This window comes from Thermoanaerobacterium aotearoense, from assembly GCF_009905255.1.
GTDB classification, from domain to species: domain Bacteria; phylum Bacillota; class Thermoanaerobacteria; order Thermoanaerobacterales; family Thermoanaerobacteraceae; genus Thermoanaerobacterium; species Thermoanaerobacterium aotearoense.
In genome coordinates this window covers 1,174,814-1,188,836 of record NZ_CP047602.1, presented here as the reverse complement: position 1 = coordinate 1,188,836, position 14,023 = coordinate 1,174,814, and the positions used below count along the sequence as shown (strand labels likewise).

Annotated in this window: 15 protein-coding genes and 2 tRNA genes; 3 read left to right on the top strand and 14 right to left on the bottom strand. The window is 34.7% G+C overall.

Going from position 1 to position 14,023, the window contains the following annotated elements; all coding sequences use genetic code 11:
* Positions 1–25: 25 nt before the first annotated feature.
* The 4 genes from GSH73_RS05890 to fdxA form a co-directional block, all read right to left on the bottom strand.
* Entirely contained in the window at positions 26–229 is a 204-nt protein-coding gene (locus GSH73_RS05890; protein ID WP_014758928.1) for a hypothetical protein, read from the bottom strand.
* A gap of 86 nt (positions 230–315) precedes the next feature.
* Positions 316–1,500: an alanyl-tRNA editing protein gene (locus GSH73_RS05885; RefSeq protein WP_014758929.1), complete on the bottom strand. Its 1,185-nt coding sequence runs from the start codon at positions 1,498–1,500 to the stop codon at positions 316–318.
* Positions 1,501–1,549: 49 nt separating this feature from the next.
* Positions 1,550–2,422: a branched-chain-amino-acid transaminase gene (gene ilvE, locus GSH73_RS05880; RefSeq protein WP_014758930.1), complete on the bottom strand. Its 873-nt coding sequence runs from the start codon at positions 2,420–2,422 to the stop codon at positions 1,550–1,552.
* Positions 2,423–2,529: 107 nt separating this feature from the next.
* Complete coding sequence (fdxA, locus tag GSH73_RS05875; RefSeq protein WP_013788306.1) at positions 2,530–2,700, bottom strand: 4Fe-4S ferredoxin; 171 nt, start codon at positions 2,698–2,700, stop codon at positions 2,530–2,532.
* Positions 2,701–2,865: 165 nt separating this feature from the next.
* On the opposite strand from fdxA, the gene GSH73_RS05870 reads away from it, so the two are divergent.
* Positions 2,866–2,939: transfer RNA gene (locus GSH73_RS05870), tRNA-Gln, on the top strand.
* Positions 2,940–2,945: 6 nt separating this feature from the next.
* Positions 2,946–3,018: transfer RNA gene (locus tag GSH73_RS05865), tRNA-Glu, on the top strand.
* A gap of 129 nt (positions 3,019–3,147) precedes the next feature.
* On the opposite strand, the gene gltA is transcribed toward GSH73_RS05865, so the two are convergent.
* The 9 genes from gltA to gltX all read right to left on the bottom strand — a co-directional run bounded on the left by gltA (position 3,148) and on the right by gltX (position 12,844).
* A complete protein-coding gene (gene gltA, locus GSH73_RS05860) occupies positions 3,148–4,530 on the bottom strand; it encodes an NADPH-dependent glutamate synthase (protein ID WP_233230911.1) in 1,383 nt (460 codons plus the stop codon).
* 1 nt (position 4,531) lies between these two features.
* A complete protein-coding gene (locus GSH73_RS05855) occupies positions 4,532–5,386 on the bottom strand; it encodes a sulfide/dihydroorotate dehydrogenase-like FAD/NAD-binding protein (protein ID WP_014758932.1) in 855 nt (284 codons plus the stop codon).
* 190 nt (positions 5,387–5,576) lie between these two features.
* Positions 5,577–6,776, bottom strand: a complete 1,200-nt coding sequence (locus GSH73_RS05850; protein WP_014758933.1) for an iron-containing alcohol dehydrogenase — start codon at positions 6,774–6,776, stop codon at positions 5,577–5,579.
* A 156-nt stretch (positions 6,777–6,932) separates the two neighbouring features.
* Entirely contained in the window at positions 6,933–8,306 is a 1,374-nt protein-coding gene (locus GSH73_RS05845; protein ID WP_014758934.1) for an ABC transporter substrate-binding protein, read from the bottom strand.
* A 33-nt stretch (positions 8,307–8,339) separates the two neighbouring features.
* Positions 8,340–9,173, bottom strand: a complete 834-nt coding sequence (locus tag GSH73_RS05840) for a carbohydrate ABC transporter permease (protein ID WP_014758935.1) — start codon at positions 9,171–9,173, stop codon at positions 8,340–8,342.
* Positions 9,170–10,111 carry a carbohydrate ABC transporter permease gene (locus GSH73_RS05835; RefSeq protein WP_014758936.1) on the bottom strand — a complete coding sequence of 314 codons (942 nt, stop codon included), beginning with the start codon at positions 10,109–10,111 and terminating at the stop codon, positions 9,170–9,172. Before GSH73_RS05835 ends, GSH73_RS05840 begins: the two co-directional genes overlap by 4 nt.
* Positions 10,069–10,710, bottom strand: a complete 642-nt coding sequence (locus GSH73_RS05830) for a glycerol-3-phosphate responsive antiterminator (protein ID WP_014758937.1) — start codon at positions 10,708–10,710, stop codon at positions 10,069–10,071. Before GSH73_RS05830 ends, GSH73_RS05835 begins: the two co-directional genes overlap by 43 nt.
* Before the next feature lie 197 nt (positions 10,711–10,907).
* On the bottom strand, positions 10,908–11,333 hold the full coding sequence (locus tag GSH73_RS05825) for a gamma-glutamylcyclotransferase family protein (RefSeq protein ID WP_014758938.1): 426 nt from the start codon (positions 11,331–11,333) through the stop codon (positions 10,908–10,910).
* 68 nt (positions 11,334–11,401) lie between these two features.
* The gene (gltX, locus tag GSH73_RS05820; protein WP_014758939.1) at positions 11,402–12,844 is read right to left on the bottom strand and encodes a glutamate--tRNA ligase; all 1,443 of its coding nucleotides are present in this window, start codon (positions 12,842–12,844) and stop codon (positions 11,402–11,404) included.
* Between the two features lie 128 nt (positions 12,845–12,972).
* Between gltX and GSH73_RS05815 the strand changes: the two genes are divergently transcribed.
* Complete coding sequence (locus GSH73_RS05815) at positions 12,973–13,443, top strand: phosphatidylglycerophosphatase A family protein (RefSeq protein WP_014758940.1); 471 nt, start codon at positions 12,973–12,975, stop codon at positions 13,441–13,443.
* A 36-nt stretch (positions 13,444–13,479) separates the two neighbouring features.
* Here GSH73_RS05815 and msrA read toward each other — a convergent pair whose 3' ends face one another.
* Positions 13,480–13,968 (bottom strand): peptide-methionine (S)-S-oxide reductase MsrA, encoded by a 489-nt coding sequence (gene msrA / locus GSH73_RS05810; RefSeq protein ID WP_014758941.1) that lies wholly within the window; start codon positions 13,966–13,968, stop codon positions 13,480–13,482.
* Positions 13,969–14,023: the final 55 nt, after the last annotated feature.

The following is a 14,023-nucleotide window of genomic DNA, read 5'->3' as shown; positions in this document are numbered from 1 at the left end:
AATTCAATAGGATAATGTAGAAATTTCATCTAATTTTTTCCACCAAATTTGACAATTTCTTATATATATCTACTATATCTCGTCCACATTCTATCTCCCAATCTTCACATCCCTCACCAACTGTCAAAATTTCGCCGTCATTAATGCACCTTAATATGTCATCATTCGAAATTTTTTGCTTGATTTTTTCCAACAAGTCTTTTAACGATGACATTTCAATGTTTTCCATTTTAGCTCAACTCCTATAGAATATTCTAACTATAGTTATATATTCTATAAATGTTATTATTTTCCTGCATACCTCTTAAATTTTTTTTAACTTTTTGATATTAAGTTAATTGCTTTGTCTATAGCCAAGCCCACTTTTTCCGCTTTGCCACTTCCTTGGCATGTTTTTTGATTACCTCCACCGTTTCCTTCTATAACGTCCAAAACCTCTTTAAAAAACGAATTAATATCTATATCAACATCATCCGATCTTGATATTACTATATTGCCGCAATTCGCAACGCTGCCTAAAATGCAAATGATCCCTTTCTCTTTCGTGATTATCTGCGATAAAGCTCTCAATTCTTTCATATCTTTATCATCAAATGTTTTTGCCACCATCTTAAATTTTTTTAAATTTATTGACTCTGCGATTAATTTTTCAGCCTCATATTGAAGTATATTATCTCTCATTCTATTTAATTCCCTTTTTAGTTCTTTATTTTCATCCAATATCTTATCGATCTTTTCTAAGACTTCTTCTTCCTTTGCAGATAACAGCGCTATTAGTCTGTTTATGTAATTATTTTTCTTAAAATAATCATCAATTGCCCTAAATCCACAGACAAATTCTATCCTTAAGCCTTTTTTTGTTCTTTCAAATTTTTTTATCTTTACAATTCCTATTTCACCTAAATTTTTCACGTGAGTACCACCGCATGGTGAATAGTCAAAGTCTTTAATCTCCACTATTCTTATATTTTCGTCAACTTTAGGCTTTTTTCTCAAGGGTAATTTCCCCAAATCATCGTTTTTTACAAAGTATGAAACAACAGGTAAATTTAAATATATAAGCCTATTTGTTTCAATCTCGACTTCTTTAAGGTTATCTTCGCTTAAATCGCTATTTGTCAATGTAATATGCGAGCTATCATCTCCAATGCTAAAACTATCTGTTTCTGCATTAAATAGCTTATAAAATACTGCCGACAAAAGATGCTGACCACTGTGCTGTTGCATGTTGTCAAATCTCTTTTTCCAATCTATCTCACAACTTACCAAATCATTTTTAGGAGGCGTCTTCAAAACATGGATGACTTTATCATCTTTTAAAAAGACATTTTCAACCTTTATGCCGTCGATAAATCCGCTATCTGCTGGTTGTCCACCGCTTTCAGGATAGAAATACGTCTTATCAAGCATAACTTCGCAGTATTCATCAGTAACATTAATATCGATGACTTTTGCAGTAAAGGAGCTTTTATAGCTGTCATAATAGTACAATTTATCCATTTCATATCCTCCTTAAAGTCTAAAACGCATGGACTAGCCATGCGTTTTTTTAATATACCTTTGTTCCATACAAAGTTCTCACATTTTTAAATTCTTCAATGATCTTTTTAGTAATCTCGCCAGGCTTACCGTCACCGATGACTCTCTTGTCAACTTCAGTTACAGGAATTGCTTCTGCAGCAGTACCTGTCAAAAAGCATTCATCTGCAGTGTACACATTGAAAAGTGAAAAATATTTTTCAACAACTGGTATTCCAAGTTTATTTGCTATATCTATGACAGTAGCTCTCGTAATGCCACCTAAAGCTCCAGCAGCAGATGGCGGTGTATATAAAGTACCGTCAGATACAATAAAAACATTGTCACCTGTACATTCTGCCACATATCCTTCTAAATTTAATAAAAGAGCTTCTGGATAACCCGCTTTCACAGCCTCAATCTTTGCCAATATATTGTTAAGATAATTTAGAGATTTAATCTGTGGGTCTAAGGTTTGAATGGAGTTGCGCCTAAACGTAGATGTGATAATTTTTAATCCATTTTGGTACATTTCATCAGGATACAATGTAATCTTATCTGCAATGATAACTACTGTAGGCTTTGAACATTTGTAGGGATCGAGCCCTAAATCTCCTTTCCCTCTTGAAACAACTAATCTTATGTATGCATCTTTTAAGTTGTTTCTCCTCACAGTTTCCAAGACTTTATCGGCCATTTCTTCTTTAGAGTATGGTATATCTAAAAGAAGTGCCTTAGCCATATTGTAAAGTCTCTTTAAGTGATCATCTAATTTAAAAACAACACCATCATACGCCCTTATACCTTCAAAAACACCGTCACCATAAAGAAATCCATGGTCAAAAACCGAAACAGCCGCTTTTTCACTGTCTACAAACTCACCATTAAGAAAAACTATAGGCATTATGACTCCTCCTAATCTATCTAAAATATATTATTGTAGATTATACCACTTTGAAATTTTTAAGTCAATTAAACAAAAAGCCCCCTGAAAGGGACTTTTCGTTAATCTTATTCAGCCTTAATAGCTCCTGTTGGGCATACTGGTTCACATGCACCACAATCTATACATGTATCAGCATCCACTTCGTATTTTCCTGTACCTTCGTGAATAGCATCTACAGGGCATTCTGCAGCGCAAGCACCACAGCTTATGCATTCGTCTGTAATAATATGTGCCATTGTCATATCCCCCCTTTTATGTATACAGTATATAACTTCAAAGGATATTATATAGCATTTAACTTAATATGTAAACACTCAAAACAAGTCAGTTTTTTATAAAAATTTTTTAACACCCCCTTGTCAAAAATAAAAACCCATGCTATAATAAGTTCTGTCAGTTGATGCCGAATGGTGTAACGGTAGCACCGGTGACTCTGGATCATCTAGTCTAGGTTCGAATCCTAGTTCGGCAGCCAATATTTGGCCTTATCGTCTAGTGGCCTAGGACATCGCCCTCTCACGGCGAAGACAGGGGTTCGACTCCCCTTAAGGCTACTTCTAAAAGCAACGCTTTTAAAAGCGTTGCTTTTTGCGTTTAAAGTTAATCAAATTTTAGAGACAAAAACACCATTTATTGCATTTGACCATATACAACGCAATTAAATGGTGTTTTACAGTTAAAAATCACTTTTCGCTTAAATATTTGTGTATAGAAGCTGCAGCTTTTTTACCAGCTCCCATTGCAAGTATTACTGTAGCTGCACCTGTCACAGCATCACCGCCCGCAAAAACTCCTCTGCGGCTTGTCTCCAATGTTTCTTCGTTGACTATTATTCCACCCCATCTTTGCTTTTCTAAACCTTCTGTTGTGGATGTTATAAGCGGATTTGGACTTTGTCCTATTGCTATAATAACTGTATCTACATCTATTACATGCTCTGAGCCTTTTTCTTCTACAGGTCTTCTTCTACCTGATTCGTCTACATCGCCTAAAACCATGTTAACACATTCGATTCCTTTTACACTGCCACTTTCATCACCAATGATTCTTACAGGGTTTGTCAATAACTTAAATATGATTCCTTCTTCTTTTGCGTGGTGTATTTCCTCAAGCCTTGCAGGCATTTCTTCCTCTGACCTTCTATATACGATGTACACTTCTTCTGCTCCCATGCGCTTTGCGGATCTTGCTGCATCCATCGCCACGTTTCCACCGCCAACAACAGCAACTTTCTTGCCTACTTTTACAGGAGTGGGACTGTTAGGGAAATCATAAGCTTTCATCAAATTAATCCTCGTCAAAAATTCATTTGCTGAGTAAACTCCATTTAAGTTTTCTCCAGGTATATTCATAAATTTAGGCAATCCTGCGCCTGTCCCTATGAACACTGCTTCATACCCCATGTCGAATAAATCATCGATTGTAAGTATCTTGCCTATGACCATGTTGGTTTCTATTTTTACTCCCAATTTTTTCAACGAATCAATTTCTTTTTGCACTATTTCTTTTGGAAGTCTAAACTCTGGGATACCGTACATTAAAACACCGCCTGGTGTATGAAATGCTTCAAAGATGGTTGTGTCATATCCCATTTTTGCAAGATCACCTGCACACGATAGTCCTGCAGGCCCAGATCCTATAACAGCAACTTTTCTGCCATTCGTCTCTGGTTTTTCTATTTTATCTTCATTATTTTTCATATGCCAATCTGCTGTAAATCTCTCCAGTCTGCCTATAGCTACAGGTTCTCCTTTTTTGCCTCTTGTGCATACTGATTCACACTGGCTTTCCTGTGGACATACTCTTCCACATATTGCAGGTAGATTATTCGTTTCTTTTATCTTTTGATATGCTCCTTCAAAGTCCCTGTTTGCTATCAGCTTGATGAACTCAGGTATTTTTACGTGAACAGGGCAACCTTCAACACATGGCTGATTCTTACATTGAATACATCTTTCGGCTTCTTCAACAGCCATGTTTTCTTCATACCCTAATGCAACTTCTTTGAAATTTTTGTTCCGCTGATCTGGTTCCTGTTCAGGCATTGGTACTTTTTTTAACGACATGTTAGCCATTTAAGATGCCCCCTAACTTGCATTCGTGCTCATAATTTTCTAATACTTTCCTCTCCATATCTTTATACATATTCTGCCTTCTCATTGCTTCATCAAAGTCTACTTTAAGCCCGTCAAATGCTGGACCATCGACACATGCAAATTTTGTCTCTCCTCCAACTGTGACTCTGCATCCTCCGCACATTCCAGTTCCGTCTATCATTATCGGGTTCATGCTGACCATAGTTGGTATGTTGTATTCTTTTGTTATATTGCATACCATCTTCATCATTATCAGTGGCCCAATTGCAATTACTTCATCGTATTTGTTGTCTTTTTCTATCAATTCTTTTAATACATCTGTTACAAAGCCTTTACGGCCTTTTGTGCCGTCATCCGTCGTTATATAAAGGTTTTCACTGACTTTTTTCATTTCATCTTCTAATATGACGTACTCTGCACTTCTGCCGCCTATTATACTATCCACTGGTACTTTCATCTCATTTAGCATTTTTACTTTTGGATAAAGCGGCGCAACTCCAACACCTCCGCCGATTGCTAAAACTCTCTTCGTATCTTTTGAAAATTCAACAGGTTTTCCTAAAGGTCCTACGAAGTCATGCAATCTATCGCCTACGTTTAACGTACCTAACTTCTTGGTGCTCATGCCGACTTCTTGAAATATTATAGTAATCGTGCCTTTGTTTCTGTCGTAATCCGCTATTGTCAAAGGAATGCGTTCACCCTTTTCATCTACTCTTACTATGACAAACTGTCCAGGTTTCGCCTTTTTCGCCATTAGTGGAGCGTTTATAACCATCATTTTGACAGTGGGATTCAATTGCTTCTTCTCTAAAATCTCGTTCATTGCTTTCACACCTCCAAGATTTCGTAATAAATTATGTCTGGCTTTATACCAGACATAATTTTTCACTTAATGATATATTATATATTTATATGACTAATGTCAAATATTTTTACGTCAAAAACAACAAATTACATAATCACTTAACAACATCGTAATAAATTTAACAAAACAAGACAATTATTTATCAAAGTTAAAGAGATTTTAAATAAATCTTTTCAATGACAGATTCAGTAGCTTCAACAGGTGCAATAGATAACAACCCATCAAGGGAAGGAGTTGTTTTAGCAAGTTTTACAAGATTAGGAATATCATCTTTCGTAAACCCAAAATCAGATAACTTTTGAATGCACCCCACACTAAAAAGCCATTCTTGAACTTTTTCTGCTACATACTCCGCCTCAACAGGCAGTCCTTTTAAACCAGGAACTATAGGACTATATACATCAGCCAATACTTCTGCTGTAGCTGGATAAATAGCTTTTATAACTGCTGGCAATATTGCACCAAGCCCTAAACCATGAGCTATTTCAGGTTTTACAGCACTTAAAGGATGCTCTAAAGCATGAGTAAGATGCAAAAGACCATTGTCAAAAGATATGCCAGCTAATGCAGAAGCATACAGAAGGTAATATCTTGCCACTATATTTAAAGGATCATTTACAGCAGCGGGAAGATATCGAACAATCAATCTTACTGTTTCCTTAGCCGTAAGAATACTATATGGAGATGCAACAAGTGTCGTAGCAGCTTCTGTAATGTGATTTAAAGCATCAACAGTAACGGCTATAGTCTGTTTTTTATCAAGCTTTGTCATAAGCGAAGGGTCATCTATAGCAAACATAGGATATAAGCAATCATAAGCTATAGCTGGTTTATAATTTTTCTCAGGTATAGTAGCCACTGCAAATCTATCTACCTCTGTTCCTGTACCATGTGTAAGATTTATAGCTATTATAGGAACAGCATCATCAGGAATAAATTTTTGCTTATAAAGCTCTCGTGCATTTTTATCAGTATACTTTAATAGCACAGCTACACTTTTTGCAGTATCTATAGGGCTACCACCGCCAATTCCAATTACGGCTTTCGCTCCAGATTCTCGTCCAATTTTTGCCGCTTCGTCTATCATATCAACGGTAGGATTTGGACCAACTTTATCGTAAAGTGAATATTTTAAATCAAGCTCTTCCAATACAGGCCTTACAACATCCCAAGCTCCGCTAGTCTTATACGAACCTTTGCCTGTTATAAAAATAACATTATTAATGCCATTAATTTTTAGATTTTCTAATATATCCTTTATCTTATGTATACTGCCAACACCAAAATAAGTCGTATTTTTACAGCGAAGTTCAAAAATTTTGCTAGGATTTACTTTTGTTTCCCACATTTTTATAACCTCCTATTAGTTAAATTTATAACAAATTTCACAATATATTATAGTACCATTCCATCGAATAGTCAAATTCAAATCAAAAAATATCAAAAAGATTTTTATTAACAAAAAAACATAGCTATCAATACTATGTTTTTAAATTCTTTTATTCTATCTGTTTGATGTTTTGTTGTAATTTTCAAGCGCACTATTAATATTTTTTTCAGCATCATCGAGAGCTTGTTTTGGTGTAACCTGATTATTTAAAACTTTTTCTATGTTCTGTTCTATTATTTGTCTCGCCTCGGGAAAGACTCCTATTAATGCTCCTTGTGTTGCTCTATTTATAGGTGTAGAATGAAGCTGCTCAATTGCTGTTTTAAATTGCGGATACTTTTCCAAATGTACACTCATTTCAGGCAAATCATAAGCTTCCTTTGTCACTGGGAAATATCCTGTATTTTCATTCCAAAATACTTGTTCTTCCGGAGAAACCATGAACTTTACAAATTCCCACGCTGCTTTTTGGTATTCTTTCGGCTTATTGTTAAGTATCCACAGCGAGGCACCACCAATTATTACTCCACCATCTTTACTATCATTTAATGCTGGCAAATACGCTGTTCCAACTTCAAATTTATTTCCTACCCCATCCAATATTGATTTCAACGATGCTGTTGATTCTATAATCATAGCAGTTCGACCTGCAATAAATGCATTTTTAGTATCATCTGTTTTTCTTCCAAAATTGCCTGCAATACCTTCATCAACAAGTTTCTTCCACCAGTTAATAATATTTAAACCTGCATCATTATTAAATACTACTGCCGTTGCTTCTTTATCTCTGCCATTACCATTGTTGGCATACAGTGCTCCTTGTTTTGCCATAAATTGTTCAAAAAACCAACCATATATCGCCATTGAATATCCGTATTGTGTAACTTTGCCAGATGCGTCTTTTTTCACAAGCCTCTTACCGTATTCTTCTATCTCATTAAAATTATTAGGAGGGTTATTAGGGTCAAGACCAGCTTCTTTAAATGCATTTTTATTGTAATACAATATTGGTGTTGACGAATTGAATGGCATAGAATACAACTTGCCATTGACGGTATAATAACTTAAAAGGTTTGGTTCGAGTTTAGATGTATCAAATTTGTCTTCATCGATAAATTCTTGTACAGGCGTTGTCCAACCACTGTCAATCATGAATTTAGTTCCTATATCATACACTTGCATAATATCTGGTCCTGATTTTGACTGTTCTGATGCTTTCAATTTGTTTAACGCATCATCGTAGGTTCCCTGGTATTGGGCAGTAACTTTGATATTAGGATGTGTTTTATTAAAGTCGTCTACCATCTTGTTTATTGCTTCTCCTCCTTTTCCACCCATTGAATGCCAGAATGTTAGCTCTATGACTTTGTCTTTGTTCTGCTGTGTATTAGATACTGCCGATGGTTTTATGTCATTAGAACACGCTGTAGATGAAAATAATACACTTCCAATCAAAGCGATAGATAAGATTTTCTTCATTCGTTTCATTTTTAAAATCATTCCTTTCTTTTAATGATTTATTTAGCCTTTCAATGCACCGGCATTTAAGCCATCTACAAGCTGCTTTTGTCCAAAAATAAATATCATGATAGAGGGAATCAAAATCATGATTACACCAGCCATGATAAGTCCAAACGATTGTGAGTCTGACCATTGTAACATGCTTATGCCTATTTGCACTGTCCTCATATCATCAGTATTAGTTATCAAAAGCGGCCACATGTACTGATTCCACGTCATCAAAAAAGAATATACAGCCAAAGAACCAATTGCCGGCCTTGAAAGGGGCATCACCACTTTTATTAAAAATCCAAATCTCGTACAGCCATCTAGCTGAGCAGCTTCATAATAATCTTTTGGAATAGTTAAATAAAACTGTCTCAATAAAAATATTCCTAATGCGGAGCTTAAATATGGTAAGATGAGCCCTGCATAAGTATTTAACAGCCCTAACTGCCGTATAGTGAGATAATTTGCTATTATTATAGCTTCTGCCGGTATCATCATGGTCGATAGAAATATGGCAAAAATTATATTTTTTCCTTTAAACTCGTAAAATGTAAATGCATATGCAGCTAAACTTGATGTCAATATTTGTCCTATAGTAACGATTATCGAAACAATAAAGCTATTTGATATAAACCGCAATATCGGAACTGATTTAAGTGCCTCAATATAATTGCCTAAATAAAATGAATCTGGTATTAATTTTGGTGGATATTGAAAAGCTTCGCCATTAGGCATAAAACTTACAGATATGGCATAAATAATAGGAAATACCACAATAAATATTAGAATAAAGTTAACTAAATATAGCAAAATTCTCTTAATTAACCACCTCACATAGTCTGTCATTTATAAAACACCTTCTTTTCACTTGAAGCAAATTGTAATAATGTGAATATTAAAAGCAATATAAAAATGATTATCGATTCCGCCGCCCCATTTCCATATCTGAAATTAAAAAACGCATCTCTATATATCGAATAAACCATGACGTTAGTAGAATTAACTGGACCACCTTGTGTCATAATATTTATTACTCCAAATTCCTGAAAGGCATTTATAACGTCAACAGTAATTAGGAAAAACAATGTAGGAGAAAGCATTGGTACAGTTATCTTAATATGTTGTACAAAAATGTTGGCTCCGTCAATCTGAGCGCTTTCATAAAGGTCTTTCGGTATACTTTTCAGTCCTGCAAGCATAAAAATGAAATTTATCCCTACATTGAGCCATATATTTACTATCGATACTGAAATCATTCCGTATTTTACATCGGTTAGCCATCCTATACCATGTATTCCAAAAAAACTGAGTATGTAATTGATAAATCCTATACTTGGATTGAATAATAGCATCCATATTACCGCAGCTGATGCCGACGATATAGCAATAGGCAATGTGTATATTGTTTTAATAACCTCAATGCCTTTAAGTCTTAGATTGGCAAAAATAGACAGAACGAATGCAACAATCATTTCTAAGGGAACAGTCATAATTACAAATTTTAATGTTAAATAAATGCTATTTATATAATCAGCAGTTTTAAAAATGTCTATATAATTTTGCAATCCAATAAATTTGGCTAAATTCCCTTGTGGATCTGTTAGAAACAAACTTATGTAGATAGTCTTTATAAATGGATAAAAAACAAATGTCGCGAAAACAATAGCAGATGGAAAAAGGTATAAATATGGTTCAATGTTGTTTTTAAATCTTATTACGTCATTTTTTAGTTCACTATCTTCTATTGCATTACTAAAGTTTGCAATTGATTCTGTTCTCTCCACTTCGACACCTCCTTATACATTTTTGATGCATCTACATTCCATAATCTTGGAGTGCCTGTCGAAACAGCAATAGCACCATTTAATAAAGCATTCATCATTTGTTCACTTGTTTTAATTAGTCCTCCACTTATGACAGGCTCACTTGTATTTCCAGTAAATTCTCGAATTACATCAGGCATTAAAGCTGGCATAAGTTCAACAAAATCAGGTTGTGTTTCTTTCGAAATCTCTATCGCTTTTTTTAATGCATCTGTATCTATCATAAAACATCTTTGAATCGTCAACATATTAAGTTTTTTTGCAATCTTTATAAGACTGTTTTTTGTGGTAATTATCCCATCTGGTTTTACATAATTAGCTACAAATTCAAGCCCCTCTTTATCAAAACTTATACCTCCAATTTTCTCCATATGAACGAATGTAAACATATCATTTGCTCTAAAAAAGTCTACATACTTTTTTATTACACCAATATTCCCTGTAAGTAAGAAAACACCACTTAAGTTTTTATTAATTGCTTTTTCAATATATCTTTCTTCTTTAATAGCGGCAATCAATTTTCTGCTGTCAAGCCTTCTTAAGAACTCATCTTTCTTCAATATTTCACCTCCTTACATCTAAATATTCAGTAAAAAATCAGAAAGAGAAACCACTACAGATTAACAATTTATCTATGAAATTGTTAATCACATTAACGGTTTCTCTTCATCTCCAACCTAAAAATTTATATCTACTTGTCAATATCCATATTACAATAAAATTGTTATCACCATATTAAGTACATGTTACGTTTATGTTAATTTCTTAAAATATTTTCTATGAGCTCAACATCAAACCCTGCATCTATGTAGCCTTGCTTTATGATATTGTAATACCGTTTGCTTGGTTTTCCTATATCATACCCCGGATTCATTATATATGTCATCGCATTTATTGATTTATCTTCGCAAATTGCCTCTATAATCTCTTTCCTATAAAGATACGGATAATCTTCATATTTATCCAAAGCATCCTCGTCATTCTTTCCTATTTCCCACAAAAGAGCTGGCACGAAACTATTGTCAGATGGTTCAATTGTAGCATAAGCAAAGCCGTCTTTACCTCTGAATACAAGTTTCCAATTTTCGATTATGGCAGGCCCTATTAATTGTGCATTTGGACATCTTTTCATCATTTCCTTAAAATTCATATTGCTGCCATAAGCTAAATAAAGCTTTCCCATAAGTTCATCTCCTGATTAAGTTTACCGTAAAATTTATATTTAAACAAAAGTAAGAGAAGAATATTCTCTTACTTTTGTTTAATGCTTTCAATGTATTTTATCGCTTTTTCTATCCTTTCAATAGTCCTTTCTTTGCCTAATAGTTCCATTATATCAAATAAGCCTGGTCCAAACGTTCTGCCAGATATAGCAAGTCTTGTGGGGTGGAACAAATCACCGCTTTTTATGTTCAGTCTTTCTATCAAATCACGGTACGCATTTTCAGTTTCGGTCAAATTAAAATTATCTACTTTTTTAAGTATTTCAATGGCTTCTCTAAGTATGTTTTCGACTCCATCCTTTTCAAAATACTTCTTAACGCCTTTTTCATCATATGAAAAATCGTCTTTGAAGTAGTATGACATGGCATCAGCTATATCGCTTAAAGTTTTTTCCCTCTCCCTTACAGCGATTACAATTTTTCTTATATAATCATAATCGTATTCATCCCCTATCAATCCTTTGCTAATCAAGAACGGGATGACTTCTTTTGTCAATCTATCTATATCGCATTCTCTTATGTAAATGCCGTTTAACCAAGTAAGTTTTTTGGTATCATATATAGCCGGATTTTTAGATACTCTATCTAAAGTAAATTCTCTTACACTTTTTTCCGTAGTAAACACTTCTTCACCATCTGACGGCACCCACCCTAAAAGCGTGATGTAGTTTATGATTGCTTCAGGCAAGTATCCTAAATCTCTAAACTCTTGCACAGACGTAGCACCGTGTCTTTTGCTGAGTTTGCTTCTGTCAGGCGCCAATATCATCGAAACGTGTGCAAACTCTGGTTTTTCAAAGCCTAATGCTTCGTATATAAGGATCTGCTTAGGAGTGTTTGATAAGTGCTCCTCTCCTCTTATTATATGGCTTATCTTCATTTCATAATCATCTATTACGGTGGCAAAATTGTATGTAGGCATATTATCTGACTTCATTATGATAAAATCATCAAACGTTGAATTGTCAAATTCAACATCGCCCCTTATTATATCATGCACTACCGTTTTACCGTCTTTTGGCACTTTCAGACGTACGACGTATTTTTTACCTTCATCTATGTACTTTTTTACTTCATCAGGCGATAAATTTCTACATTTGCCTGTATACATAGGTGGTTTTCCAGCCTTTTGCGCTTCACTTCTCATTTCATCGAGCTCTTCTTTTGTACAAAAACAATAATAGGCTTTACCTTTACTTACTAACTCATCAGCATACTTCTTATATTCATCAAGCCTTTTTGACTGGTATATTGGCCCTTCATCCCAATCGATGCCAAGCCATTTAAGTCCATCTAATATGGCCTTCATTGAATCACCCGTCGAACGCTCCAAATCCGTATCATCAACTCTTAAAATTAACTTTCCATTATTGTGCCTTGCAAAAAGCCAATTAAATAACGCTGTTCTGGCACCGCCAATATGTAAATTGCCTGTTGGGCTTGGTGCAAATCTAACTCTAACATCTTTCATATAAACATCCCTTTCCAGCTGTCTATTGGATTTAAAACTAATTTAGATTATACTTTAATATATAATATTTTTCAACAATTGCACATAATATATGGTTGCACCACATTAATATTTTAAGGAGGCGCAAAATGAAGGATATAATCGTAGATTTGCTAAAAGAGCGAGGAGTAAATATCGAGGACATGGCTAAACTTGTATTAGAGCTTCAAAAAAAGTATTATGATCTAACCATGGATGAGGCAATAGAAAGCCTAAATGCAGTTTTAGACAAGAGAGAAGTTCAAAATGCTGTATTGACAGGCATAACTCTTGACAAACTTGCAGAGAAAAACATGCTTGAAGAACCACTTCTATCAATCCTCAAAAGAGATGAACCACTGTACGGAATTGACGAAATCTTAGCATTAAGCATTACAAACATCTACGGATCAATTGGACTTACCAACTACGGTTATTTGGATAAGGTAAAACTGGGCATAATAGGAACATTGAATGAACATAAAGATGAAAGATGCAATACATTTATAGATGATTTGGTCGCCGCAATAGTTGCTGCGGCATGTTCGAGAATAGCTCATTCCATCAAAAGCGGAAAATAGATTAAAAAGGGGCTTGTTAAAAAATGCCCCTTCATTTTACCTCTTTTCAAAAAGTTCTCTTGGTATATGACAATAGCCATTTGGATTCTTCTTAAGGTACTTTTGGTGATATTCTTCAGCATCGTAAAAATTTTTAAGCGGTTCAATTTCAGTCACGATTGGCTTTTCATGCTTTTTCTGCTCTTCTTCCTTAGATCTTAATATCACATTAAGATCACCATAATCCATGTAATAAATTCCCGTACGGTACTGCGTACCTATGTCATGGCCTTGTCTATTTTTAAGTGTTGGATCTACGATCTTCCAATAACTTCTCAGCAAATCTTCTAACGATATGATGCTTTCATCGTATTTTACATAGCACGCTTCAGCAAAACCTGTCGTATTTGTGCAGACTTCTTCGTATGTCGGATTCTCCTTGTTTCCATTTGCATACCCAACTTTCGTTTCCATCACTCCGTCTATGGTGTCAAAGTATGCTTGAACACCCCAAAAACAACCACCTGCTAAAACTATTTCTTTCATAGCCATTCCTCCTCGTAAGAATCTAATATAAGTCTAACACACTAAATAGCCAAAG